Below are 24626 nucleotides of genomic sequence, written 5' to 3'. Positions count from 1 at the left end.
GCCTCGGGAGCGACACGCGTTCGACTCCCGAAGCCCCTCACGGCTTAATTTAGGACGTGAGTTAAACCTCAAGCGATAGGGCCGTCAAGAGTTTTGACACGCCGACGGAACTCCGGCGGGCACCCCGCCCGGCCGCACACCCGTCGGCCCCGGCTCGCGCCGGGGCCGACGTCCCTCAGCGCTCCAGGAAGTCGAAGAGTTCCTCCCACCGGCGGGTGATCACGTCCGGGGCGAAACGCCGCACGTTCTGCCGCGCCCGCTCCCCCATCGTGTCGCGCAGGTTCTCGTCGGCCATCAACCGTACGAGGTGGCGGGCGAGTTCGGAGGTGTTACCGTGCCGCGCCAGCAGTCCGTCCTCGCCGTCCGTGACGATCTCGCGCACGCCGGGGGAACAGTCGAACGCGGCACACGGCACTCCGCAGGCCATCGCCTCCAGGAGGACCAGTGGAAAACCCTCGCCGCGGGAGGACTGGACGAACACGGACGACCGCCTGAGCGCGCCGGTCACGTCGTCCGTCTGCCCCGCCCACTCCACCGAGTCGTCCAGACCGAGTTCCGTGCACTGCTGCCGGAGCACGGCCTCGTGGTCTCCGGCGCCGTAGACGCGCAGGATCCAGCCGGGTTGCAGCGGTGCGGCCTCGGCCCAGACGTCCAGCAGCAGGTCGACGCCCTTCGCGTGGCTCAGCCGCCCGATGCTGGCCACCACCTTCTCCGTGCGCGGTGACGGGGAGCCGGGTGTCACCGGCAGTGGATTCGGCATGAAGCCCACGTTGTTGAGGCCCGCCCCCACCCAGAGGTCGGCGTCCTCCTGGGTCAGCACCAGCAGCCGGTCCACATCCTTGTAGTACGTCCGCACACGCTCGAAGCGTGAGGACCGGCGCGACGCATCGAACGACTCATGGCTCATGCCGATCACCGGATGCCCCGCGGTGTCCGCGAGCGCCACCCACTCCATCGCCCACACCTGGGTCACGATGATCACGGCACCGGACCGCGCGGCGCGGAACACACGCGACAGGCGCTCCGCGGCGGCGCGCCTGTCCGCCTCCTGCCGCCGCAGGGCCGGGTCCCACCGGTCGACCAGAGCGTGCCGCGGGTGACGGCCCGGGGGCCGCCGGTCGTACAGGGTCAGCGTCTCGAACGGCGGATTCGGGCCGAGGTCCATCGCCACCTCGGGCGGGGAGACGCCGATGATCCGGACCCGGTGACCGCGCTCGGCCAGCAGCCGGGCCATCTGGGTCTGCCAGCGGCCCACGCCGCCGAGTTCGTTGACCTCGTTGGCGACGAAGAAGATCTCACGCTGGGTCATCGGGTCTCTCCCGCGGGTCCGAAGAAACGGTCCACGATGCGAGCAGCCGCGTCCCCGCGGTCGTACTCGCCGTACTTGTCCACGAACTCCTTCAGCCGCGCCTCGTACTGGGCGCCGACGGTGCGCAGGTCGGACAGCGCGGCGAAGAGTTCGTCCTCGGTGCGTGCGACCGGGCCCGGAGCCTCTTCGAAGAGGTCGAAGTAGGTGCCGCGCATGTCCTGGGAGTACTCCTCCCAGTCGTAGGCGTAGAACACGAGTGGCCGGCGCAGCAGCGCATAGTCGAACATCACCGACGAGTAGTCGGTGATCAGGGCGTCGGCGAGCAGCAGGAGCGGCGTGATGTCCGGTTCACCGGTCACATCGATCACGCGGCCCGCCACCGACGGCGGCAGGGTGACCCGGTTCAGGTAATGCGAACGGACCAGGAGGGTGTACCGGTCCCCGAAGCGGTCGGCGAAGCGTTCCACGTCGAAGGGAAGCTCGAAGTCCCGTACGCGGCCGTCCGGACGGGCGCGGAACGTGGGCGCGTACAGCAGCACGCGGCGGTCCGGGAGGACGCCGAGGCGTTCGGCCAGCCGCCGTACGGCCGGGTCGGGTGCCCTCGGGTCACGGGCCGCGCGTACGAGGGCGTCGTTGCGCGCGTAGCCGGTGCGCAGCAGCTTCTCCTCGGGGACGCGGTAGGCCCGGGCGAGGGTGCGGACGTCGTGTTCGCTGCGGACCACGAAGTGGTCGAAGCGGTCCAACGCCTCCTGGTAGGAGCGCTGTTCCTGCTCGGACATCACGCGGTAGCCGGGCTCGTCGAAGCCCATCCTCTTGAGTGCCGAGCCGTGCCACGTCTGGATGTAGGTGGTCTCCGGGCGCTTGGCCAGCTTGAGGGGGAAGCCCTGGTTGTCGATCCAGAACTCCGCCTGGGCCAGCGCCCTGAGGTAGCGCCATGACCACCGGCGGACCAGTTCGACGTCCTTCGGGAAGCCCTCGGGCCTCTCGCCCGCGTAGGACCAGATCGCGGTGACGGGCACCTGGCGGCGCCGGAGTTCCTCGTAGATCGCCCGTGGGCTGTCGCTGTACTGCTTGCCGAGATGACTCTCGAAGACGACAGTGCCCTTGCGGACCGGGAGCAGCCGCACCATGCGGTGGTAGCCCTGCACCTTGCGCGGTCCGGAGGCCAGGTCCCTCCTGACGGCCCGGAGCGTGCGGTAGGCGCCCTTGACGGTCCGGGCGGCGGAGCAGTGCAGATTGCGGTCCACGACGGCGCGCCCGCGCAGCGCCGCCGTGCCGTGCTGGGTCAGCCGGAAGGCCAGATGGCCCTTGGCGGACACCTGCGGTTCGAGCCGGTCGGCGACGAGCCGGCTGAGCCGGGGGCGTACGGGCACGGACGCGGCACTCTCCAGGTCGACGTTGCCGGCCGTGATCCGGGACGTGGTCCGCTTCCCGTCCGCCGTCAGGTGCAACCGGACGTCCCACACCTCGTCGACGACACCCACCGGCCGGAAGCGACGGGCCAGCGGGATCGCCGCCTGCCAGGCGATGGTGTCGCCCTGGTGACGAACCGTCCGCACGGGGAACCGGAAGGTCTGCAGGCTGCGGCGGCGAGCCCGGAACTCCAGCTCGGCGGTGAGGTCGGCGTCCGCGGACACGGTGTGCAGCGGGTTGACCACCGCGCCGTCGAGCAGCACCTCGTCACCGCGCACGGAGTACCCGGTGAGCAGGTTGCGCAGGAACATCCTCTCCAGCGGTCTGCCGTGGTAGCCGAGGCCGGTGACGTCCATGACGTCTCGTGCCTTCGGATCGTCGAGATGCCGGTCGCACCAGTAGATGCGGCCTTCCCGCTCGACGAGCGGTGCGGAGATCTTGTTCCGGTTGATCAGCGTGTCGACGGCCGGCATCAGGTTCTCCCAGTCCTCCCGCAGCAGCAGGTAGGCGCAGATGGCGTGTACCCGGTCCAGTCGGCCGTACGCCGCTTCGGAGAAGTCCTGGATGTAGCCGCGGGCCAGCTCCGCGAAGCGGTGCCGGTAGCCGTCGTCGAGGAACGGCAGGTCGCGCAGGTAGAGGACGAGGTCGTGCTTGAGGAACTTGATGTCCTTGTGCAGCTTCAGCTCGTCGAGGCCGCGCCTGCCGAGGACGGAGTCGATACGGCGGTGGATCTCCAGCCGGTCGGTGAAGTTGTTGATCTCATGGCGCCGGTTGCTGATCGACTTGGCCGCGGTCTTGTGGGCCACGTTCCAGTAGTAGACCGTGTTGGGGATCAGGGTGATCCGCCCTGCCGCGAGGTAGGCCTGCGCCGAGAACAGCAGGTCCTCGTAGTGGATGCCGCGCGGGAAGGCGAGCCCGTTCTCGACGAGGAAGTCGCGCCGGTAGCACTTGTTCGTCGACAGGGTGTCGAAGACGAAGAGGTCCGGCAGTTCGGCGATGGACTCGACGGTGCGCGTGGACCGGTACAGCCAGGGGTACCAGGGGATCCTCTTGTCGTGCCTGCTGTCGGTGTGCACCCGGACGCAGAGTCCCGAGACCAGGTCGGCACCGGTGCGGTCGGCCGCTTCCAGCAGGTTGCGGCACGCGTTGGGCTCCAGCATGTCGTCGCTGTCGAGGAACATGACGTAGCGCCCGCGGGCCACGGCCATGCCCTGGTTGCGGGGCTCGCCGCAGCCGCCGCTGTTCTCCGACAGCCGGATCGCCCGTACGCGGCGGGGGTGGGCGGCGGCCAGTGACTGGGCGACCTCGAACGACGTGTCGGTCGAACAGTCGTCGGCGATGATCGCTTCCACGTTGCGCAACGTCTGGTCGAGCACGGAGCGTACGGCTGCCGTCAGGCGCCGGGCATCGTTGTAGACGATGACGACGACGCTGATGTCCGGCTCCGTCCCGCCTGGCTCGGGGGTATCCATGGACACGGCCACCTCTCGTCTCGGATTCGGACTCTCCGGACAGCGGTCTCGTCACCGCCGCGGCTCGGCGGCGCCCGCGAAGGCATCCCGCGGGCCGGGGTGCGCCCGGATTCAGCACTGGCACGGCGACCCCCGCATCGCGCGGGGTCGCGCTTGCGCGACTCGTGGCGGCGAGGGCTGTGCCCTCCGCCCTTCCACGCTACGTGAAGGGGCACGGCGGGGGCCGCGTCCGCGGCACGCCGTGCGTGTCGGCCGTACGCGTCGGCGACGCACGTCGGCCACCCATGCGGGCCGCGCGCGTCGGCCGCATGTCGGCCGCATGTCGGCCACCCGTGTCGGCCATACGCGTCGGCCGTGCACGTTGGCCACCCATGTCGGCCACGCACGTTGGCCACCCATGGCGGCCACCCATGGCGGCCACCCGTGTCGGCCATGCACGTCGGCCGCACGTCGGCCACGCACCTCGGCCACCCATGTCGGCCACGCACGTCGGCCATGGGACAGGCAGGGCGGCTGCCCGGCGCGGTCAATGGCCGCCCGGCGGCGGCCGTGGCGTCCGTACGTCGGTGCCGGGCGCGGAGACGACCGGTCGCCGGGCATCAGGAGGCCGGGTAGTCCGGGGTCCACTGCGTCTGCGCCACCGCCTCGCGCAGGTCCGCCTCGGTCGCCTTCGGAGCCACCCCGTCCTCGACGGCGGCGAGCGCCGCGGCCACCGCGATCTCCCGTGCCGCCTCGCGCATGCCGCCGAGCGGCGGCAGCAGCGGCGCCGGTCCCGGGACGCCGGCGGCCGCCCGCGTCGCATGCCGGGCGACGGCACGCGCGGCGGCCACCAGCATCCGGTCGGTGACCCTGGTCGCCCCGCCGGCCGCCACGGCAAGGCCCATGGCCGGGAAGATGTACACGTTGTTGGCCTGCGCCACGGGGACGTCCCGGCCGTCCACCTCCAGCGGCGGGAACGGGGAACCGGTGGCGATCAGCGCCCGCCCGTCCGTCCAGCGGGCGAGGTCCGCCGGTTCGGCCTCGGCGTGCGAGGTCGGGTTGGACAGCGGGAAGATGACCGGCCGCTCACAGGTCGAGGCCATCTGCCGCACGATCTCCTCGGTGAACGCGCCGTGCGCCGTCGACAGACCGATCAGCGCCGTCGGCTCGACATGGCGCACCACCTCGGCGAGCCCGGTGCCGTCCCAGCCGGACACCTCGCCGTCCGCACGCGCGTACAGCCGCTGCTCCTCCGTCAGATCGGTGCGCGAGGTCACAAGGAGCCCGTCGACGTCGACGAACCAGAACCGGTCGGCCGCCTCCGCCTCCGAGAGGCCCTCGTCCACGAGGGCGGTGCGGATCATGTCGGCCACGCCCACGGCGGCGGAGCCCGCCCCCAGCACCACCAGCCGCTGTTCGGTCAAGGGCGAGCCGGCCACCTGACACGCCGTGGAGAGCGCGCCCAGCACGACCGCCGCGGTGCCCTGGATGTCGTCGTTGAAGGTGAGCAGCCGGTCACGGTAGCGGGTGAGGATCGGGCGGGCGTGGACGGTGGCGAAATCCTCCCACTGCAGCAGCGTCCCCGGCAGCTCCGCCTCGACCGCCGAGACGAACGTCTCGATCATCTCGTCGTACTCGGCACCGGTGAGCCGGTGTTCGCGTCGGCCCAGATAGCGTGGATCGGACAGCAGTTGTTCGTTGTCGGTGCCGACGTCCAGCAGGATCGGCAGGGTGCGCGCCGGCGGGATACCGCCGATGGCGGTGTAGAGGCTGAGCTTGCCGATCGGGATGCCCATGCCGCCGACGCCCTGGTCGCCGAGGCCGAGGATGCGCTGGCCGTCGGTGACGACGATGACGTCGACGGAGCCCTTGTACGGGCGGTTGCGCAGGATCTCGCGGAACCGGTCGCGGTCCTCCCAGGCCAGGAAAAGACCGCGCGGCCGCCGGTAGATGTCGCTGAAGCGCCGGCACGCCTCCCCGACGGTGGGTGTGTAGACGATCGGCAGGAGCTCTTCCAGGTACTCGGTGACCAGACGGTAGAAGAGCACCTCGTTGGTGTCCTGCAGTTGGCGCAGATAGATGTGCCGGTTGAGCGGCTTGTCGTAGCCGAGGAATGCCTGGTGGGCGCGGGCCACCTGCTCGTGGAGGGTCTCGACGGCGGGCGGCAGCAGCCCGTCGAGACCGAGCGCCTCGCGTTCGGGCCGGGTGAACGCTGTGCCCTTGTTGAGCAGGGGGTCGGCGAGGAGCGCGGCGCCCTGAGTGGTGGTCTGTCCGGGAAGGTGGGTCATCGTACGGTCCAGTGAAGAGGGGTCGTGCATCCCCTTCCCTGTACGCCGCTCGTGTACCGTCCGCCCGGCCGAGAGGACGAATCCCTTCACCCGTTCGCCGGAAGGGCGTCACGCCCGCTTCGCGCCGAGCTTCCGATCGGGGCCGGATCGGGGTTACCACGGTGCGGCCGACCGCAGCCTCGTCCGCGGCGGCCGCGCTGTACCGCGGCCCGTCCTGGCGGGGATGCCGACCGGGGCGGCGGCCTCGATCCGCGGGAAGTTCGGCCGGTGCCCGGCGCAGTGCGGGTACCGGCTCGGCGGCGAGGTGCTGGTCCACGGCGTGCCACGGGTCGTTGACGCCTGGCGTGAACGCCGCCGGCGCGGCCTCCGATCCGGGCCGGCCTGCGGACCGGCTCGGGACACGGAACCTTCACAACTCCGCGAGCACGGCCGGGAATCGGGGGTGTCGCGGTACACGTTCAGGGGGCATGGCGATCATTCACAGGACCACCTTGACCCCCACCAAGCTGGAGCTCCTCACCCCCTGGCTCCCCACCCAGCCCTGGTATCTCGGCGCGGACCGCGAGCCGGTGTTGTCCAAGGCCGGCGGGTTCCGGCTGGACGACCCGCAGGGTGAGGTCGGGATCGAGTTCATGGTGGTCACCGACGAGTCCGGCGACCAGCCGGTCTCCTACCACGTACCGCTCAGTTACCGGGGCGCAGCCCTCGAAGGAGCCGAAGGGGCCCTCATCGGCACCTCCGAGCACGGCGTCCTGGGAAAGCGGTGGATCTACGACGGAACACAGGACCCTGTGTTGGTCGCCCAGTTGCTGGAACTCCTCCAGGGCCGCACCGAACCACAGGCCCAGAGTCTGACCGACACACCCGACCCGTCCGTCACGGTCCACGTGGGCGGCGCCGCTGTCACGACCGGGCTCGTCTCGACGACGGTGGCCAACGGCCCTGACGGCACCCGTCTCACCGTGGCTGCCGCCGCGTCCGCGCCCGACCGGCCGTCGGCCCTCCACGTGGCGCGTGTCCTCCTGCCCGCCGCCTCCCCCGCCGACGCCTCCCCCGCCAACACCTCGGGCCACGTCACCGCCGGCTGGCGCTCCCCGGACGGCGGCGAGCACCGCGCCGTGTTCGCCGCCCTTGGCACCACCGGTTCCTGATCGGGAAGCTCGGGTCATCGGGGGACGCCCCGTACCGGGGCATGGGGGCATCACCTGTGCGCCACCCCGTCGGGCAGGGTGAGCGACTTCTTACCGAGCTCCTGAATGAATCGGACAACGAGGCCGCGCACGACTCCCTCTTCGTGGTCGATGGTCCGGTGAGGCGATGCGGCCGAGCCGGACCGACGCGACGGTGAAGAATCCGCGGGAGACCTGGAAGGCGCAGCCATGCTCAGCCCCCATGCCCGATCGACTGCGGCGCCCGGCGCCGAGCCCACGACGGCCTTGGCGACCGCCACGGCCCGCCCTCACGACGGAGGAAGGCCTCCCCGTGAGCCACGGCTGCCACGGCCGAGCTACGAGCTTCCGGTGCTGCTGTCCATCACGGCGCTCGCGGCCGTCCTTTACACGTGGGGCATCGACCACAGCGTCTACCACACGTTCTACGGCTCCGCCGTGCGCAGCATGACCGACAACCCGGTCGCGTTCTTCTTCGGGTCGTTCGACCCGGGCAACTCCATCACCCTCGACAAGTTGCCCGGCTTCCTGTGGCCTCAGGCCCTGTCGGTCATGGTCTTCGGCTTTCACCCGTGGGCGTTGGTGCTGCCCCAGGCGATCGAGGGCGTGGCCTGCGTACTCCTCCTCCATCTGCTGGTCCGCCGCTGGGCCGGTGTCCCGGCGGGGCTGCTGGCGGCGGCCTTCCTCACGCTCACCCCGGTGACCGTGGGGCTGGGCCGGTCGATCGTGGAGGACGCGCCGTTCGTCCTGCTGCTTCTCCTGGCCGCCGAGGCCACTTGGCGGGCCGTCGAGCGGCCCCGGCTGCGTACGCTGCTGCCGGCCGCGGTCTGGGTCGGGGTGGCCTTCCAGTGCAAGATGCTGGAGGCCTGGGCGGTGCTGCCGGCGTTGGCCGTCGCCTATCTGGTCGCCGCGCCCACAAGCCTGCGCCGCAGGGCCGGCCATGTCGCCCTGGCCGGTGCGGTCACCCTGGCGGTGTCGGCGTCCTGGATGGTCGTCGCGACGGTCGTCCCCGCTCAGTCCCGCCCCTATCTCGACGGCACCACGGACAACTCGGCCTTCAGCCTGGTCGTCGGCTACAACTTCCTGACCCGGTTCAACGCGGTCGGCATCGACGCGGCCGCCACGGGCAGCGTCGTCACCGGCCAGGGCTCACGGGCTGCCGTACGTCCGGGCCCGGACATGGAACACAGCGTGTTCAAGATGTTCAGCCCGGGACTGGCCACACAGACGGGGTGGCTGTACCCGCTGGCCGGGTGCGCCCTCGTATGGGGTCTCACGGTCGCGTGGCGCCGCCGCGTCGCCCGTACCGACCGGGCACTCGCGGGGTATCTGATGTGGGGCGTGTGGCTGGCCACCTTCTTCGCCGCGTTCAGTTTCGGCAGCGTCACCGGTCACACGTACTACATGGGTGTCGTCGCCGTGGCCTTGTCGGCGCTGAGCGGTGCCGGGCTGGTCCGCGCCTGGCGGGCGTGCCGGGCCGGTGGCCGCGGTGCCTGGGTGCTGCCGGCGGTGACCGCCGCGAACGTCGTGTGGTGTGTGGTTCTGACGCTGTGGTACCCGCACTTCTTCGGCTGGCTCGCCCCCGCCGCCGTCGCCCTGTGTCTCCTCGCCCTGGCCGTCCTCGGCGTGGGCCACCGGCTCATGGCCAAGCGGCCACGGATCCTCGTGGCCGGCCTGGCGGCCGGTCTCGCCGCGCTCCTCCTGGTGCCGGCCGCATGGTCTGCCTCGGCGCTGTCCCCCCGTTACAACCAGCCCGGCGGCATGGGCCGGGTCGGTCCCGTCGTCCGCCCGCAAGGCAGCGGAGCGTCACTGCTCTCGCCGGCGGACCTGCGGCTCCTTGCCTACCTCACGGCACACCGGAACGGGGCGAAGTACCTTGTGGCCATGCCCCGATGGTCCGACGCCGCGCCCTACATCCTGGAGGCCGACGCGTCGGTGCTCCCCATGGGCGGCTACACCGGCAAGGTTCCCTACCCCACCCTCGACGGGTTCCGCCACCTGATCGACACGGGCGAACTGCGGTATGTGGCGCTCCGGCACGCCCACCCGGCCGGGCTGCCCCGAGCGGCCGCCCCTCCCGGCAACGAGGTCACGCGTTGGGTCACATCGCACTGCGCGAAAGTACCGGGGACGGCATACGGTTCCGATGCCCACCTGCCCCTGCTCTACCGGTGCGAGACAGGATCCGGCCGCTGAACCGCCCTACAGCGACTCGTGGCTCTCCTCGCGCTGCCGCACCGCCCGCCGGAATCCCGTGTTCACGGCGAGCAGACCGCCGTCGACGCGGAGTGTCGTGCCTGTGATCCACGCGGCGTCCCGGGAGGCGAGGAACGCGACGGCCGCCGCGATGTCCTCCGGCTCGCCGACCCGGCCGAGCGGGTACAGCCCGCTCGCCGCGGCGAGGTCCGCGTCGCGGCCCTCCCACGCGGTGGTGCGGACCGTGCCGGGCGCCACGAGGTTGACACGGACCCCGCGCGCCGCCGCGTGTCCGGCGAGGGTGCGACGGCCCGGGGGCGCCCGTCAGCTCACCGTCGTCTTCGGTGACGCGGGCGCGTCGGGGGCCTCGCGCGCAGGGGCGGTACGGGCACCGTACCGCCCCTTCCGTATCCCGACGCGGTGTCAGTGGCCGCTGATGGCGCGCGGTGTGTACGGCTCCTGAAGTGCCTCGATCTCCTTGTCGGTGAGTTCGATGCCGACCGCGGCGACCGCGTCGTCGATGTGGTGCGGCTTGGTGACGCCGACGATGGGCGCGGTCACGGTGGACTGGTGCAGCAGCCAGGCCAGGGCGACCCGGGCGCGCGGGACGCCCCGTTCGGCGGCGACCGCTGCCACCGCCTCGACAATCGCCCGGTCGCCCTCCTGGTAGAGCCGCCTGCCGAACTCGTCGGTGCGGCTGCGCTCGCTGGTGTCGTCCCAGTCACGGGTCAGACGCCCGCGCGCCAGCGGGCTCCAGGGCAGGACGCCCACGCCCTGGTCGGCGCACAGCGGCAGCATCTCGCGTTCCTCTTCCCGGTAGAGGAGGTTGTAGTGGTTCTGCATGGAGACGAACCGCGTCCAGCCGTTCAGCCGCGCCGTGTACTGAGCCTTGGAGAACTGCCAGGCGTACATCGAACTCGCCCCGATGTAGCGGGCCTTACCCGCCTTGACCACGTCGTGCAGGGCCTCCATCGTCTCCTCGATGGGGGTGACGGGGTCGAAGCGGTGGATCTGGTAGAGGTCGACGTAGTCGGTGCCGAGCCGGCGCAGACTGTGGTCGATCTCCGTCATGATCGCCTTGCGGGACAGGCCGCCGCCGTTGGGTCCGGGCCGCATACGGCCGTGCACCTTCGTCGCCAGCACGATCTCGTCGCGGCGGGCGTGTTCGGCGAGCACCCGGCCGACGATCTCCTCGCTCGTGCCGTCCGAGTAGACGTTCGCCGTGTCGAAGAAGTTGATGCCGGCGTCGAGCGCCCGGCGGATCAGGGGGCGGGAGGCCTCCTCGTCAAGGGTCCAGGTGTGCGTGCCGCGGTCGGGGATGCCGAAGCTCATACAGCCCAGGCAGATGCGGGACACGTCCAGTCCCGTCGAACCGAGCTTCACGTACTCCATGCGACTCCTGCCTTCACTCGGGGCGGGGCGGGGCACCGCGGACCGCCCGGCGACGACCGCTCATGGGCCGCGTGACGGCACCGTCGCCCCCGACGACGTGATCGTTGCCCAGCCTAGGCGCCGTGCGGCCCTGATGCCGAGCGCTCCCGGGGATCCGGTCAGCGGTACCCCGTCGCGTCCGCCGGCTTGCCCGCGTCCTGCACCTCGACGAGATACCGCCAGGCGTCCGGGCGGCTCCCGTCGCGGTCCGTGAAGCCGTACACCTGGGCGAGCTGCCCGCTGGAGAGGGACGCGCCGTTCCAGCGCGCCACGCCGGGGTCGGCGGCCAGGGCGGCGACGGCGCGGCCGACGTAGTACGGGCTCTCGGAGATACAGAAGTGCGGTACGCGCTCCAGGGCGTCGCGCCAGTTCTCCTCCGTCACCCCGAACAGGTCGAGCATCAGCTCCGAGCGCAACCAGCCGGGGGTGAGGGCCACCGCGGTGGCGCCGCGCGGCCCGAGTTCATGGCCGAGGGCGAAGGCCATGCGCAGCACGGACGCCTTGGCGAGGTCGTAGTAGAACGAGACCCGGTAGGTTTCGCGGTTGTACTCGGCCGTTCCGTCGGTCATCTCGACGACCAGGCCGCCGGGGTGACGCAGCAGCAGGGGCAGCGCGTGGTGCTGGGTGATCGCGTGCGTGTCGACGGCGAGCCGCAGCAGGTGCAGCCCCTTGTCGAGGTCGTGTTCCCACACGGGACGGTCCCATTCGAAGAGCTTCTCGCCGCCCCAGATGTCGTTCACGAGGATGTCCAGGCGCCCCTGTTCGGCCTCGATACGGTCCACGAGGGCGCGCACCTCGGCGGGGACCAGGTGGTCGGTGGGCACGGCGATGCCGCGCCCACCCGCCGCGGTCACCAGCTCGGCGGTGTCCTCGATGGTCTCGGGCCGGTCGTATTCCGAGCGCCGCTCACGCGTGCTGCGCCCGGTCGCGTAGACGGTGGCCCCGGCCGCGCCCAGCTCCACGGCGATTCCCCGTCCCGCGCCCCGCGTCGCCCCGGCGACCAGTGCGATCTTGCCTTCCAATGGCCCCGACATGTCCGACCTCCGCGCTCCTCGAACCGATTTCGCATCGAGGATGTCGCGAAAGCCGGACACCTTCTGTCGCCCTTTCCGGTTTTCCGGTCAGAGGCCCGTGGCTTTCGTCAGTGGCCGCGCGTGATCCACTCGTCGAGGTGGGGTGCCTCGGCGCCGATGGTCGTCGTCTCGCCGTGCCCCGTGCGGACCACCGTCTCGGGCGGCAGGGTCAGCAGCCGGTCACGGATCGACGCGATGATCGTCGGGAAGTGGGAGTACGAGCGTCCGGTGGCCCCCGGGCCGCCCTGGAAGAGGGTGTCGCCGGTGAACACCGTGCCGAGGCCCGGGTCGTAGAGGCAGACGGCACCGGGCGCATGGCCGGGGGTGTGCAGAACCGTCAGATCCGTGCCGGCCGTCTCGATGACCTGGCCGTCGGCCAGCCAGCGGTCGGGGAGGCGGTCGGGGTGGGTGAGCTTCCACAGCGGCAGGTCGTCCGGGTGGAGCCAGATCGTCGCGCCGGTCCGGTCGGCGAGCGCGGGCGCCGCGTCGATGTGGTCGTTGTGGGCGTGCGTGCACACGATGGCACGCAGCCGCCGGTCGCCGACGGCCTCGGCGATCGCGTCGGCGTCGTGGGCGGCGTCGATGACCACGGCCTCGCGGTCGTCGCCGACGATCCACACGTTGTTGTCCACCTCCCAGGTACCGCCGTCGAGCGAGAAGGTGCCGGAGGTGACCAGGTGGTCGATGCGCGCGGCCATCACAGCACCACCACCGAGCGCAGCACGTCCCCGTGGTGCATCCGCTCGAAGGCCTTCTCGACCTCGTCCAGGGCGATGGTCTCGGAGACGAACTTCTCCAGCGGCAGACGGCCCTGGAGATGCAGGTCGATCAGCGTCGGGAAGTCGCGGGAGGGCAGGCAGTCGCCGTACCAGGAGGACTTCAGGGCGCCGCCGCGCCCGAAGACGTCGAGGAGCGGCAGTTCCAGCTTCATCTCGGGGGTGGGAACACCGACGAGGACGACCGTGCCGGCCAGGTCGCGGGCGTAGAAGGCCTGCTTGTACGTCTCCGGGCGGCCGACCGCCTCGATGACGACGTCGGCGCCGAAGCCGCCGGTCAGCTCGCGGATCGCCTCGACGGGGTCGGTCTCCTTGGAGTTGACGGCGTGGGTCGCACCCAGTTCCTTCGCCGTGGTGAGCTTGCGGTCGTCGACGTCCACCGCGATGATCTTCGACGCGCCCGCCAGGTACGATCCCGCGATCGCGGCGTCGCCGACACCGCCGCAGCCGATGACCGCGACCGAGTCGCCCCGGCCGACGTTTCCGGTGTTGATGGCGGCGCCGATGCCCGCCATCACACCGCAGCCCAGGAGCCCGGCCACCGCCGGGGAGACGGACGGGTCGACCTTGGTGCACTGTCCGGCCGCGACCAGGGTCTTCTCCGCGAAGGCGCCGATGCCGAGGGCCGGGGAGAGCTCCTGGCCGGTGGAGGCGAGGGTCATTTTCTGCTTCGCGTTGTGCGTGTTGAAGCAGTACCAGGGGCGGCCGCGCAGACAGGCGCGGCACTGGCCGCACACCGCCCGCCAGTTGAGGATGACGAAGTCGCCGGGCGCGACGTCCGTGACGCCCTCGCCGACCGACTCGACGATCCCGGCCGCCTCGTGGCCGAGCAGGAACGGGAAGTCGTCGCTGATACCGCCCTGCTTGTAGTGCAGGTCGGTATGGCACACCCCGCAGGCCTGGACCCGCACCACCGCCTCACCAGGACCCGGATCCGGTACGACGATCGTCTCGACCCGAACCGGCTCGTCCTTGCCAGGGGCGATCACGCCGCGTACTTCCTGAGCCATGGTGGTGCTGCCTTCCGTCGGTGAAGCGCGAGCGCGGTGCGCGCCCGGTGCGGGCCACGGCGGCCCACACACATGATCCTTGCTCGACAGGCACGTCTTCTGCACGTATTCCGCGCGACGGAAGTGAGATCGACGCCAAGTACCGGTCCGTGCACAGGCACGGGGACGGCATCCGCATGACACGCCGGACGTAGGCTGAACGCCCCCGACCCCGCGAGGAACGCCGTGAGCATCACAAAGACGGAAGCAGAGCCGCGATCCGGGCCGCCCGCGTGGCGGCTGCTCCTCGGTTACGTACGACCGCACCGGTGGTCGCTGTTCACGGGCGCGCTGCTGGCGCTGGCCACCGGCGCCACCGGGCTCCTTCTGCCACTGGTCGCCCGCGGTCTGATCGACGACCTGGAGCACGACCGGCCCATCACGCGGGCCCTGCTCGGCATGTCGGGGCTGGTGGTCGCCAACGCGGCGGTGGGCGCACTGGGTTCGTACGTGCTGCGGCGTACCGCCGAGTCCGTGGTGCTCGGTGCGCGGCGCGCGCTGTCGTCGTATCTGCTGCGGCTGCGGATATCCGCCGTGGACCGCACCGAACCCGGCGACCTGATGGCCCGCGTCACCTCCGACACGACACTGCTGCGGGAGGTCACCACCGACTCGCTGGTCGGCTTCGGCACCGGCGGGCTGACGCTGCTCGCGACGGTGGTGATGATGGGCCTGGTCGACGCGGTGCTGCTGGGCGTCACGCTCGCAGTGATCCTGCTGGCGGGCACCGTGCTCGGCGTCATCGTGCCGCGCATCAACCGGGCGAGCCGGCAGGCGCAGGACGCGGTGGGCGCGATGGGCGCGTCCCTGGAGCGGGTACTCGGCGCGCTGCGCACCGTCAAGGCGTCGGGTGCGGAACACCGCGAGGAGGAGGGCGTCCACGCGGCGGCCGAGGAGTCGTGGCGGCAGAGCGTGCGGGCCGCCAGGTGGTCGGCGGCCGCGGGCAACACGGCGGGCCTCGCCATGCAGATCGCGTTCATCACCGTGCTGGCGGTGGGCGGTGCCCGGGTCGCGACCGGCGCCGTCGACGTGGGCACGCTGGTCGCCTTCCTGCTCTATGTCTTCTATCTGATGTCGCCGATCCAGCAGGTGGTGGGGGCGATCACCCAGTACCAGACGGGCGCCGCCGCGCTCAGCCGCATCCAGGAGGCGCTGCGCCTGCCGGCCGAACCGTCCACGCGGCCCGCGCCGTTGCCGTCCCCCGGTGCGCAGCCAGCCGCGCTCGCCTTCCAGGATGTGCGCTTCCGGTACGCGGACGACCTGCCGTACGTGCACCACGGCGTGACCTTCGCGGTGCCTGCGCAGGGCATGACCGCGTTCGTCGGCCCCTCGGGCGCGGGCAAGACGACCGTGTTCTCGCTGATCGAGCGGTTCTACGACCCCGAGGCGGGCACGATCACGCTCGACGGCCGTGACGTGACCGAGTGGGAGCTGTCCGCGCTGCGGGCCGCGATCGGTTATGTGGAGCAGGACGCGCCCGTGCTGTCCGGTTCCCTGCGCGACAACCTGCTTCTCGGCAATCCGGAGGCCGACGGCGCGGAGCTGGAGGGCGTGCTCAAGACGACGCGGCTGGACGGTCTGGTGGAGCGGCTCCCCCGTGGTCCGGACACCCTGGTCGGGCATCGTGGGACCAAGCTGTCCGGCGGCGAACGCCAGCGTGTCGCGATCGCCCGCGCGTTGCTGCGCCGCCCGCGTCTGCTGCTCCTGGACGAGGCGACCTCGCAGCTCGACGCGGTCAACGAGGCGGCGCTGCGGGACACGGTCGCGGATGTGGCGCGGTCCACGACGGTGCTGGTGGTCGCGCACCGGCTGTCCACCGTGACGATGGCCGACCGGATCGTCGTCATGGACGCGGGCCGCGTCCGCGCGGTCGGAACGCACCGCGAACTGGTCGCCGCGGACCCGCTCTACGCCGAACTGGCCGCGACCCAGTTCCTCGCCACGGCCGGCTGACGCCGGGTCACGTCAGGATTCGGGGCGTGCGGCCGCGAGGATCTCCTGGACGGCGTCCTCGTCGACGGCGTAGGCGAGGAAGTCGTCGACCATGCGGTGGAAGAGGGTGGCGAGCTGCCGCAGCTCCTCGGGCGACCACCGGGACAGAGCCACCTGCATGCCCCTCACGCCGGCCTCGCGGATGCGGTCGATGGCCTGCTGACCGAGCGTGGTGAGTTCGATGCGCTGGGCGCGGCGGTCGTCGGGGTCGGGCACGCGGGAGACGTACCCGGCCTTCTGCAGCTGCTGCACCTGCCGCGTCACATGGGAGGCCTCGACTCCGAGCCGGTTGGCCAGCTCCCCCGGACGCAGCGGCTCGGAGTCGGCGATCTGCCGCAGCAGCGCCACGGCGGCACGGTCCAGCGGCACACCGGCCAGAGCCATCAGGTGGTTGTGCTGTCGGGCGCGCGTGCTCAAATAGGTGATGCGGTTGAGCGCGCGCTCGATCTCGATCACTTCCGGCGAGGCGGGGGCCGACGGGGGCTGTGGAGTGGGCACACAGCAAGTTTACCATATCGTTGCCTAACTCAAGTAACTTCCGATGACCCGCCCCCGCAGCCGTAGCCGGGCCACGGCCGAAACGTGTATCGTCACCCCCCATCGATCGCCAGGAAACCTGATGATTCAGGTGCCGACGAGAAACACGTTCGACCGATCGGAGCCGTATGTCCGTCCTGGCCCGGCCCGCGGTGGCCGCCTTCGCCGCCAAGACCATGCAACGTCTGTCCGTCATGGCCGAGCGACGGCCCTCCGGACGGGGTTCCCGGGCCTCCTCACTCGCCCGCCTGCCGGAGTTTCCGCGCAACACGCGTGAGTTGACCGTACCGACCTCCGTCGCCCCGGCCAGGGTCGTGGTCTACCTGCCTCGGACCAAGGGCACGCCCCCCGTCCACGTCAACTTCCACGGCGGCGGCTACGTCATGCCGCTGACGGAGACGGACGATCCGTTCTGCCGCGCTCTCGCCGCGCAAGCGGGAGTCGCCGTGATCAACGTGGACTACGTCGTCGCACCGCAACACCCGTTTCCCGCCCCGCCCCGTCAGGCGTACGACATCGTCCGCTGGGTCGCCGAGCACGGTGCCGAGCAGGGCTGGGACGGCGGCCGGCTCACCGTGGGCGGGCAGAGCGCCGGAGGCGGCCTCGCGGCGGCCGTGGCACGGCAGGCCCTAGAAGAGGGCGGGCCCGGGATCGCCCTCCAGGTCCTCCACTATCCCCCGCTCGACCTCGCCACGAGCGCCAAGGACAAGCGCGCCGCCATCGCCAGGCCGCTGCTGCGCCCGTGGATGGCGGAGGTCTTCGACACCTCGTACGTGCCGGAACCGCGCCGGCGTGCCGACCCTCTGGTCTCGCCCGCCCATCCGTCGGACACCGCGGACCTCAGGGGTATCGCCCCGGCCCTGGTCGTCACCGCGGAGTACGACCTGCTCAAGGCTGAGGGACAGCGCTACGCCGAACGGCTGCGCGAGGCGGGCGCGTTGGTCGAGTACTACGACGTGCCCGGCGCCGATCACGGGTACGACGGCACGGACGACGAGAAGGCCCGCGAGATCTACGCCCTGATCGCGCGCCAGGTACGCAAGGCGGTCGACACCGAGGTGCCCGACACCCCATGAGCCGGGCGAACTCGGCACTCCAGGTACGCAAGGCCGTCGACGACACCCCATGAGCCGGGCGGACGACTCGGCGCGCCCCGGTACGACGGCCGGGGCGGCCGTGACCCCACCCGGACACCCCGACCACCCGGCCCTCCCCTCCCCCGGGCGGGCTCTCTCCTCGGGCGGGCGCTGTCAGACTCGCGCGCCGGTCGTGGGCGGCGTGATGCCGAGCCTCCCGGCGTGCAGCGTCAGCTCGCGCCACACCTTGGGCGCCACGGGCACCCCCTTCCCGGTACGTGCCGGCTGGTGGCCACGGAGGCGCCCTTCGTAACGTCGTTCGACGCAGTACCGGGAAACAATCGTGCCCCTCAGTGCGCGGCGCCCGTCAGTGCGTCGCGACCAGCTCCTGCGGCGTCCCGCTCGACGCCGTCCGCTCACGGGGGTCCCCCGCTCGGGCGAAGCCGGGAGTGGGGAAGCCGAGAGTTTGGGGGAGGCGGGCGCGTGCGCGCCCGCCTCGCTCGCGTCAGTCGCGCAGCGCCTCGATCACGCTGGTGAGGTGGGCGCGGACGGCCGCCTCGGCCGCCTGCGGATCCCTGGCCCGAATTGCCTCGATCATGGCCAGGTGCTCGTTCAGGGAGTGCTGCGGGCGTCCCGGCCGCAGCGCCAACTGGAAGCGATGGCGGACCAGTTGTGCGTTGAGCCGCTCCAGCAGTTCCACGGCCGTCTGCTGGCCGGAGAACTGCCTGATCCGGTCGTGCAGTTCCTGGTTGAGCTCGGAGTACGTCACCGGCTCGCCGTCGGCGACGGCCTTGGTCATCCCGCGCCCAGGTCGGCCAGTTCGGCCAGCTGCTCGTCACTGGCCGCGACGGCCGCCTTGGCCACCGCTCGCGCCGACCATGAAGTCCCGTTTCCCTCGCGCTCCGCCGCAAGGCCTCCGGCTGATCCCCGTTCGGCTTCCGTCGCCCGGCGGGTCCGCGCGGCCGCCGGGCCTCAGTGCGTGCGGTAGAGCGAGGTGAGCAGCTCCATCACGGCCTGGGCGGCGGGGTGCGGATCGTCCCGCCACCAGGCGAGCCGTACGGCGATCGGCTCGGCGTCGCGCACCGGCCGGTAGACGACGCCGGGCCGGGAGTACTGGTTGGCGGTGGACTCCGCTGTCACGCCGATGCGGCGGCCGGTGGAGATCGCGGCCAGCCAGTCGTCGACGTCGTGCGTGTCCTCGGTGGCGGGCCGGGCGTCCACCGGCCACAGGTCCGCGGTCGTGGTGCCGGTGCGGCGGTCGACCAGGAGGGTGCGTCCACTGAGGTCGGCGAGTCGCACCGAGCGGCGCCCGGCCAGCGGATCGTCGGCGGCCATGGCGCACAGCCGCCGTTCGAGCCCGACGATCGCCGACTCGAAGCGCCGGTCGTCCAGCGGCCTGCGCATCACCGCGAGATCACAGGCCCCTTCCGCAAGGCCGGCCGTGGCCGAGTTGACGCGCACGAGGTGCAGGTCGGTCTCCGGGTGCTGCACCCGCCAGGACCGCTGGAAGGCGAGCGTGTGGCGGCCGAGCGCCGACCAGGCGTATCCGATCCGCAGCCGGGCGTGGCCCGACGTGGCGTCGCGGACCAGGCCCTCCACCTCGGCGAGCACCCGCCGGGCGTGCGCCACCACACGCAGACCGGTGCCGGTCGGGCTCACCTCGCGGGAGGTACGGCGCAGCAGTCGTACGCCCAGGGCGCGTTCGAGCGAGGCCAGTGTGCGGGACACGGCCGCCTGGGAAACCCCCAGGGCGATGGCGGCGTCGGTGAACGTCCCCTCGTCGACGATCGCGACGAGACAGCGCAGCTGCCGCAACTCCACATCGTGCATGACTACAGCGTATGGATGGCGGTGCGGATGCATTTTTCGCAAGGCCGGGAGAGTCCCACGATCGGAGCATGCACGGAGCATCCGCACGACCGGCGGCACCGGCCACGCGCCGGGCCGCCCCGGCACCCGAGGGTACGAAGTCCGCCGAAACGACCCTGACCGGTGTCCTCACCATGGTCGGCAGCGGTCTGTCCAACCAGATCGGTGCCGCGATCGGGTCGCTGGCCTTCCCCGTCCTCGGGCCCGTCGGTGTCGTGGCGGTGCGCCAGTACGTCGCCGCGCTCGCCCTGCTGGCCGTCGGCCGGCCCCGGCTGCGGACCTTCACCTGGCGGCAGTGGTGGCCCGTGCTGCTGCTCGCCGCGGTGTTCGGGACGATGAACCTGTCCCTGTACACCGCCGTGGACCGTATCGGCCTCGGGCTCGCGGTGACCCTGGAGTTCCTCGGCCCGCTCAGCATCGCCCTGGCCGCCTCACGGCGGCGCGTCGACGCGTGCTGTGCGCTGATCGCCGCGGCGGGCGTGGTCACGTTGATGCGGCCGCGGCCGTCCACGGACTACCTCGGGATGGGGCTGGGGCTGCTGGCCGCCGGCTGCTGGGCGTCGTACATCCTGCTCAACCGCACCGTCGGCCGGCGCACCGCAGGGGCCCAGGGAGCGGCGGCCGCGGCCGGAGTGTCCGCCCTGGTGTTCCTGCCGGTCGGAGTCGTCGTCGCCCTCCGCCACCCGCCGACCGCCGCGGCCGCCGCCTGTGCCGTCGCCGCCGGTGTCCTCTCGTCCGCGGTGCCGTACCTCGCGGACCTGCTGACGCTGCGCCGTGTCTCGGCGCCGGCGTTCGGGCTCTTCATGAGCGTCAACCCCGTCCTGGCCGCCGTGGTCGGATGGATCGTCCTCGGCCAGCGGCTGGGCTGGACGGAGTGGGCGGGCATCGGAGCCGTCGTCGCCGCCAACACGGTCAGCATCGCCGCACGGCGTGGCTGACGGCTGCGGATGACGACTCACGGTGTCGGCTGACGGCCGCCGCGACCACCTCGGGATTCCTCAGAGCGGCGACCCACCCCGGGCGATCTCCTTCACCGGTGCGGTACGCGGCCACGGAGCCGTCCGCCTGGATGTTCATCTCGTACTGACAACCGCAGCGCGGTCCAACGGCACCCCAGCAGGAATTCTGAATTCCATTGCTTGACTCAAGTAAGTCATTTACGCTTGCCTAACTCAAGCAATCCCCCGAGGCTCACGGTCCCCTGCCGTGAACTTCGGACCAGGGGCCGTCTCGAGCGGTGGCGGCCCCTGCGCGTCGCATCCCGTGGGGACGGGGAACGGCGCCGTCTTCGGGCCGGGCCGGCCCACTCCCCCCGTCCGGCACGTCGGCGCGGCACCACCTCGCACGGCAGACAGGACACAGCGATGAAGACCTCCGCACGAGCCGGGCCGGCTGGGGTGCTCGACTGCGGCGTGGCCGCCGAAGGGCCCGTACGTCCACCTGGGCGCGGACTGGGGCTCGAAGCCGCCGACTTCCGCGACGTCAGCTGGGGCGGCGCCACCCTCACGAACCTGACCGCACCGCTCAACGCCAAGCTGCGGAAGCGGACCGAGACGGCCGGGGCCGCGTACATGGCCGACGCCGTCCTGAGTGCCCTCTGCATCCGGCGAACCGCCTCCGACGCCGCGAACAACGTCAACGGTGTCGTCCTGCCCGTCGACAACGGCTGATCGGCCGTCTGACGGGTGGCCGCGCCCCCGCCCCCACGCCCCCGCCTCCCGCCTCCCGCCTCCCGCCTCCCGCCTCCCGCCTACGAAGAACCACTGATCACCCACTTGGAAAGCGAGTCACCCCATGGCCACGATGAAGTCCGTACAGACCGGTGCCGTCGGCAAGATCGACGTGGTGGACATCGAACGTCCCGTACCCGGCCCCAAGGACGTGCTGATGCGGATCCGCGCCTGCGGCATCTGCGGCACCGACGTCACCTTCCTCCACATGGGCGGCATGCCGGCCCGCGCACACCTGGGCGGAGACCTGGTCCCCGTCGCCGTGGGCCACGAACCCGCCGGTGAGATCGTCGAGGTGGGCGCCGAGGTCACCGACCTCCAGGTGGGCGACCGCGTGGTCGTCAACCCGCAGGACGCACCCACCGGGATCATCGGCTGCGGCGGCAAGTGGGGCGGCATGAGCGAGTACCTGCTCATCGAGAACGCCGAGGTCGACAAGAGCGTCGCGGTCTTCCCCGACACCGTCCCCTTCGAGGTGGCCGCCCTGAACGAGCCGATGGCGGTCGCCCGCCACTGCGTCAACCGCTCCGAGGCGGGGCCGGCCGACAGGGTCGTGGTGTTCGGTGCCGGACCGATCGGCCTGGGCGCCGCGATCTGGCTGAAGCTGCGCGGGGTGGAGCACGTGGTGGTGGCCGACGTCATTCCCTCGCGGCTGGAGAAGGCGCTGGCCATCGGCGCCGACGCCGTGATCAACTCCGCCGAGGAGGACATGACCGCCCGGCTGACCGAGCTGCACGGCCAGGCGGCCAACGCGCTCGGCCAGCCCCGGCCGGGTACCGACATCTACATCGACGCGGCCGGTGCCCCCGCCGTCTTCAACACCACGGTGGCCTCGGCGAAGTGGGGCGCGAAGCTGGTCATGGTGGCTGTGCAGAAGAAGGGATCCGAGTTCGACCTCGGCGGCATGCTGCGCAGCGAACTCACGCTCGTCGCCTCCCAGGGCTACCCGACCGAGATCTTCGAGGTGACCCCCGAACTCGTCGAGCACCACGAGCGGTTCGCGAGGCTCATCAGCCACCGCGTGCCGTTCTCCGAGGTCGAGCAGGCCTTCGAGCTCACCATGACGCCGGGGGCGGCGGAGAAGGTCGTCGTCACCTTCGACGAGTGACGCTCCGCCCTCAGGGCGCCGCGGTGCCCTCAGGGCCCACCGGTGCCCTGACGGCCCATCGTCGGTCAGAAGGGGTAGTGGGCGTGCTGGGTGGCGATGGTGACCCAGCGGGTGTTGGAGAACGCCTCGATGCCCCACCGCCCACCGAAGCGGCCGTAGCCGGAGGCCTTCACCCCGCCGAAGGGCGCGTGGGGTTCGTCGGCCACCGACTGGTCGTTGATGTGCACGATGCCGGTCTGCACCCGGCGGGCGACGGTCAGGCCGTGGGTGGCGTTCTCGGTGATGATTCCGCAGGTCAGACCGTTCTCGGTGTCGTTGGCGAGCCTGATCGCGGTGTCGTCGTCGGCGAACGTCTCCAGCACGCAGACCGGGCCGAAGGCCTCGGTGCGGTACAGGTCGGCGTCCTGGGGCACGTCGGTGAGGACGGTCGCCGGGTGGACGGCGCCCTCGGGCTCGCCGCCGATGAGGACCTTGGCGCCCTTGGCCACGGCGTCCGTCACCAGTCCGGCCACGCGCCGCGCGGCCGCCGGGCTGACCAGCGGACCGACCACGGTCCGCGGATGTGCCGGGTCTCCCGCCGGCAGCGAGGCGACCTTCTCCACGAACTTCCGCCCGAACTCCTCGGCGAGCGACTCGTGGACGAGGATCCGGTCGCCGGACATGCAGATCTGCCCGGCGTTCATGAACACGCTGAACGTGACCGCGTCGACGGCGTAGTCGATGTCGGCGTCGTCCAGCACGATCACCGCGTTCTTGCCGCCCAGCTCCAGGACGGCGGGCTTGAGATGACGCGCCGCGTGCTCACCGATGATCCGGCCCACACCCGTGGAGCCGGTGAAGTTCACCGCCCGCACCCGCTGGTCGGCGATCAGCGTCTCGGCGATCTCGGCCGCGTTCTCCGGGGCGTTGGTGACGACGTTCAGCACGCCGTCCGGGAGCCCGGCCTCGCGCAGTACGTCCGCGACGAACAGCGCGCAGGCGATCGGGGCGTCCTCGCTCGGCTTGACGACCACCGTGTTGCCCGCCGCGAGGGGCGCCGCCACGGCCCGTACACCGAGGATGACGGGCGCGTTCCACGGCGCGAACGCGGCCACCACGCCCAGCGGTTCGCGCACCGCGAGCCCGAGCGCGCCCTGCTCCTGGGCGCTGAGCACCTCACCGCGCGGCGCCGTGATCGCGGCCGCCGCCTCGCGCAGGATGTTCGCGGCCAGGGCCACGTTGAAGTAGGCCCACGGCCGGGTGCCGCCCGCCTCGTGCGCCATGATCTCGGCCACCTGCTCGCCCCGCGCCTCCAGCAGGTCGGCCGCCTTGAGGAAGATGGCCCGGCGGGCGAAGGGGGCGAGCGCCGCCCAGTCCGCGAAGGCCGCCGCGGCGGCGTCCACGGCCCGCGTCACATCCTCCGGCCCGGCCGCCGCGACCGTCGCGTACACCTCTGAGGTGTAGGGGTTCACGTCCACGGTGGTGCGGCCGGACGCGGCGGGTACGTCCTTGCCGCCGATGAGGAGTTCGCGGGTGAGGGGCATGACGGCTTCCTTCGGTACGTAGCTGCGGCGGTACGTATGCGAACCCCGGCCACAGGACCGCGTTCGCCCAGTGAACTCTCGTTCACCGATCTACCGCGATGCTCCGGCCGGTCTCCGGGAATGTCAAGGCCCCCGGCGTCCGGGCCGGGGGCACAGGAAGTCGTCGCGCGGCTCTCAGGTCTGGACGGCCGGAAGCAGCCCGGTGACGGGCGCCACCAGGTCGGTGGCCTGGTGCAGCTGATTCAGGTCGTGCAGCTGGTTCAGGCCGCCGAGCTGCCCGGAGAGCCCGGGGATCTCGTCCCGGTGTTCCGCCGGGACGCCGCTGCGGGCCAGCGAGTCGAGCAGGGTGACCGGGTTCAGTCTGCCCGCGTCCGGGGTGTCGGCGGCGGCCGCGCTCGCCAGCGGCGCGGCGAGACCTGTGACGCCGACGGCGAGACCGACGGCGGCGACGATACGTCGTGTGGAGATCATGCCTTCAGCAACGGCAGCGGGCCGGGGACGGTCACGGGACCGGGCCCTCGCTCACCCGAGAGGCGCAGGGCCGGCTGCGTTTGCCGGGGGTCCCGGGGCGGGGGAGGCTCGAAGGAGAGGCCCTCAGCGGCCCGCCGCCCGCCGGGCCGCGGCCTTCGAAGGAGG

Annotated in this window: 18 protein-coding genes and 2 pseudogenes; 7 read left to right on the top strand and 13 right to left on the bottom strand. The window is 71.7% G+C overall.

Annotated elements, in window-relative coordinates; all coding sequences use genetic code 11:
- Window positions 1-175 precede the first annotated feature (175 nt).
- From Q2K21_RS18085 to Q2K21_RS18075, 3 genes are all read right to left on the bottom strand, one after another.
- Window positions 176-1309 carry a glycosyltransferase family 4 protein gene (locus tag Q2K21_RS18085; RefSeq protein WP_310772035.1) on the bottom strand — a complete coding sequence of 378 codons (1134 nt, stop codon included), beginning with the start codon at window positions 1307-1309 and terminating at the stop codon, window positions 176-178.
- Window positions 1306-4194, bottom strand: coding sequence for a bifunctional glycosyltransferase/CDP-glycerol:glycerophosphate glycerophosphotransferase (locus Q2K21_RS18080; RefSeq protein WP_310772033.1), 2889 nt, complete (start codon window positions 4192-4194; stop codon window positions 1306-1308). Before Q2K21_RS18080 ends, Q2K21_RS18085 begins: the two co-directional genes overlap by 4 nt.
- Before the next feature lie 599 nt (window positions 4195-4793).
- Window positions 4794-6461 (bottom strand): NAD-dependent malic enzyme, encoded by a 1668-nt coding sequence (locus Q2K21_RS18075; protein WP_310772030.1) that lies wholly within the window; start codon window positions 6459-6461, stop codon window positions 4794-4796.
- 467 nt (window positions 6462-6928) lie between these two features.
- Here Q2K21_RS18075 and Q2K21_RS18070 point away from each other — a divergent pair, with 467 nt between their 5' ends.
- Both Q2K21_RS18070 and Q2K21_RS18065 read left to right on the top strand, forming a co-directional pair.
- Window positions 6929-7612 (top strand): maltokinase N-terminal cap-like domain-containing protein, encoded by a 684-nt coding sequence (locus Q2K21_RS18070; protein WP_310772026.1) that lies wholly within the window; start codon window positions 6929-6931, stop codon window positions 7610-7612.
- Between the two features lie 369 nt (window positions 7613-7981).
- Window positions 7982-9826: an ArnT family glycosyltransferase gene (locus Q2K21_RS18065; RefSeq protein WP_310772023.1), complete on the top strand. Its 1845-nt coding sequence runs from the start codon at window positions 7982-7984 to the stop codon at window positions 9824-9826.
- Window positions 9827-9832: 6 nt separating this feature from the next.
- Here the strand turns inward: Q2K21_RS18065 and Q2K21_RS18060 are convergent.
- The 5 genes and pseudogenes from Q2K21_RS18060 to Q2K21_RS18040 form a co-directional block, all read right to left on the bottom strand.
- A pseudogene (locus tag Q2K21_RS18060) lies at window positions 9833-10132 on the bottom strand (SDR family oxidoreductase); the annotation flags it as partial.
- A gap of 117 nt (window positions 10133-10249) precedes the next feature.
- Entirely contained in the window at window positions 10250-11218 is a 969-nt protein-coding gene (locus tag Q2K21_RS18055; protein WP_310772020.1) for an aldo/keto reductase, read from the bottom strand.
- 158 nt (window positions 11219-11376) lie between these two features.
- Window positions 11377-12291 (bottom strand): SDR family oxidoreductase, encoded by a 915-nt coding sequence (locus Q2K21_RS18050; RefSeq protein ID WP_310772017.1) that lies wholly within the window; start codon window positions 12289-12291, stop codon window positions 11377-11379.
- A 107-nt stretch (window positions 12292-12398) separates the two neighbouring features.
- Complete coding sequence (locus Q2K21_RS18045) at window positions 12399-13028, bottom strand: MBL fold metallo-hydrolase (RefSeq protein WP_310772014.1); 630 nt, start codon at window positions 13026-13028, stop codon at window positions 12399-12401.
- Window positions 13028-14116, bottom strand: a complete 1089-nt coding sequence (locus Q2K21_RS18040) for an S-(hydroxymethyl)mycothiol dehydrogenase (protein ID WP_310772011.1) — start codon at window positions 14114-14116, stop codon at window positions 13028-13030. Before Q2K21_RS18040 ends, Q2K21_RS18045 begins: the two co-directional genes overlap by 1 nt.
- Window positions 14117-14341: 225 nt before the next feature.
- Here Q2K21_RS18040 and Q2K21_RS18035 point away from each other — a divergent pair, with 225 nt between their 5' ends.
- Window positions 14342-16108: an ABC transporter ATP-binding protein gene (locus Q2K21_RS18035; protein WP_310772008.1), complete on the top strand. Its 1767-nt coding sequence runs from the start codon at window positions 14342-14344 to the stop codon at window positions 16106-16108.
- 12 nt (window positions 16109-16120) lie between these two features.
- Here Q2K21_RS18035 and Q2K21_RS18030 read toward each other — a convergent pair whose 3' ends face one another.
- A complete protein-coding gene (locus tag Q2K21_RS18030) occupies window positions 16121-16645 on the bottom strand; it encodes a MarR family winged helix-turn-helix transcriptional regulator (protein ID WP_310772005.1) in 525 nt (174 codons plus the stop codon).
- A 167-nt stretch (window positions 16646-16812) separates the two neighbouring features.
- On the opposite strand from Q2K21_RS18030, the gene Q2K21_RS18025 reads away from it, so the two are divergent.
- Entirely contained in the window at window positions 16813-17760 is a 948-nt protein-coding gene (locus Q2K21_RS18025; protein ID WP_310772002.1) for an alpha/beta hydrolase, read from the top strand.
- Window positions 17761-18265: 505 nt separating this feature from the next.
- On the opposite strand, the pseudogene Q2K21_RS18020 reads toward Q2K21_RS18025, so the two are convergent.
- Together Q2K21_RS18020 and Q2K21_RS18015 are read right to left on the bottom strand one after the other, a co-directional pair.
- A pseudogene (locus Q2K21_RS18020) lies at window positions 18266-18621 on the bottom strand (GntR family transcriptional regulator); the annotation flags it as partial.
- 111 nt (window positions 18622-18732) lie between these two features.
- A complete protein-coding gene (locus tag Q2K21_RS18015; protein ID WP_310771999.1) occupies window positions 18733-19590 on the bottom strand; it encodes a LysR family transcriptional regulator in 858 nt (285 codons plus the stop codon).
- A 68-nt stretch (window positions 19591-19658) separates the two neighbouring features.
- Between Q2K21_RS18015 and Q2K21_RS18010 the strand changes: the two genes are divergently transcribed.
- From Q2K21_RS18010 to Q2K21_RS18000, 3 genes are all read left to right on the top strand, one after another.
- Window positions 19659-20567 carry an EamA family transporter gene (locus tag Q2K21_RS18010; protein WP_310771996.1) on the top strand — a complete coding sequence of 303 codons (909 nt, stop codon included), beginning with the start codon at window positions 19659-19661 and terminating at the stop codon, window positions 20565-20567.
- A 426-nt stretch (window positions 20568-20993) separates the two neighbouring features.
- The gene (locus Q2K21_RS18005; protein ID WP_310771993.1) at window positions 20994-21299 is read left to right on the top strand and encodes a hypothetical protein; all 306 of its coding nucleotides are present in this window, start codon (window positions 20994-20996) and stop codon (window positions 21297-21299) included.
- Window positions 21300-21423: 124 nt separating this feature from the next.
- Window positions 21424-22467 carry a zinc-dependent alcohol dehydrogenase gene (locus tag Q2K21_RS18000; protein WP_310771990.1) on the top strand — a complete coding sequence of 348 codons (1044 nt, stop codon included), beginning with the start codon at window positions 21424-21426 and terminating at the stop codon, window positions 22465-22467.
- Window positions 22468-22532: 65 nt separating this feature from the next.
- Here the strand turns inward: Q2K21_RS18000 and Q2K21_RS17995 are convergent, their stop codons facing one another.
- Together Q2K21_RS17995 and Q2K21_RS17990 are read right to left on the bottom strand one after the other, a co-directional pair.
- Window positions 22533-23990 carry an aldehyde dehydrogenase family protein gene (locus Q2K21_RS17995; RefSeq protein ID WP_310771987.1) on the bottom strand — a complete coding sequence of 486 codons (1458 nt, stop codon included), beginning with the start codon at window positions 23988-23990 and terminating at the stop codon, window positions 22533-22535.
- Between the two features lie 174 nt (window positions 23991-24164).
- Window positions 24165-24461, bottom strand: coding sequence for a hypothetical protein (locus Q2K21_RS17990; protein ID WP_310771983.1), 297 nt, complete (start codon window positions 24459-24461; stop codon window positions 24165-24167).
- Window positions 24462-24626: the final 165 nt, after the last annotated feature.

Source organism: Streptomyces sp. CGMCC 4.7035, from assembly GCF_031583065.1.
In the GTDB taxonomy this organism is placed as follows: Bacteria; Actinomycetota; Actinomycetes; order Streptomycetales; family Streptomycetaceae; genus Streptomyces; species Streptomyces yaanensis.
Note: the sequence above shows the minus strand (reverse complement) of the source record. Positions and strands in the feature narration are given on the sequence as shown.

Excerpts from the sequence above, each read along its gene's own strand:
- Q2K21_RS18050 (WP_310772017.1), bottom strand. The coding sequence starts at position 12,291 with ATGTCGGGGCCATTGGAAGGCAAGATCGCACTGGTCGCCGGGGCGACG.
- Q2K21_RS18000 (WP_310771990.1), top strand. The coding sequence starts at position 21,424 with ATGGCCACGATGAAGTCCGTACAGACCGGTGCCGTCGGCAAGATCGAC.
- Q2K21_RS17995 (WP_310771987.1), bottom strand. The coding sequence starts at position 23,990 with ATGCCCCTCACCCGCGAACTCCTCATCGGCGGCAAGGACGTACCCGCC.
- Q2K21_RS18045 (WP_310772014.1), bottom strand. The coding sequence starts at position 13,028 with ATGGCCGCGCGCATCGACCACCTGGTCACCTCCGGCACCTTCTCGCTC.
- Q2K21_RS18080 (WP_310772033.1), bottom strand. The coding sequence starts at position 4,194 with ATGGATACCCCCGAGCCAGGCGGGACGGAGCCGGACATCAGCGTCGTC.
- Q2K21_RS18085 (WP_310772035.1), bottom strand. The coding sequence starts at position 1,309 with ATGACCCAGCGTGAGATCTTCTTCGTCGCCAACGAGGTCAACGAACTC.
- Q2K21_RS18010 (WP_310771996.1), top strand. The coding sequence starts at position 19,659 with ATGCACGGAGCATCCGCACGACCGGCGGCACCGGCCACGCGCCGGGCC.
- Q2K21_RS18075 (WP_310772030.1), bottom strand. The coding sequence starts at position 6,461 with ATGACCCACCTTCCCGGACAGACCACCACTCAGGGCGCCGCGCTCCTC.
- Q2K21_RS17990 (WP_310771983.1), bottom strand. The coding sequence starts at position 24,461 with ATGATCTCCACACGACGTATCGTCGCCGCCGTCGGTCTCGCCGTCGGC.
- Q2K21_RS18055 (WP_310772020.1), bottom strand. The coding sequence starts at position 11,218 with ATGGAGTACGTGAAGCTCGGTTCGACGGGACTGGACGTGTCCCGCATC.
- Q2K21_RS18070 (WP_310772026.1), top strand. The coding sequence starts at position 6,929 with ATGGCGATCATTCACAGGACCACCTTGACCCCCACCAAGCTGGAGCTC.
- Q2K21_RS18025 (WP_310772002.1), top strand. The coding sequence starts at position 16,813 with ATGTCCGTCCTGGCCCGGCCCGCGGTGGCCGCCTTCGCCGCCAAGACC.
- Q2K21_RS18040 (WP_310772011.1), bottom strand. The coding sequence starts at position 14,116 with ATGGCTCAGGAAGTACGCGGCGTGATCGCCCCTGGCAAGGACGAGCCG.
- Q2K21_RS18015 (WP_310771999.1), bottom strand. The coding sequence starts at position 19,590 with ATGCACGATGTGGAGTTGCGGCAGCTGCGCTGTCTCGTCGCGATCGTC.
- Q2K21_RS18005 (WP_310771993.1), top strand. The coding sequence starts at position 20,994 with ATGAAGACCTCCGCACGAGCCGGGCCGGCTGGGGTGCTCGACTGCGGC.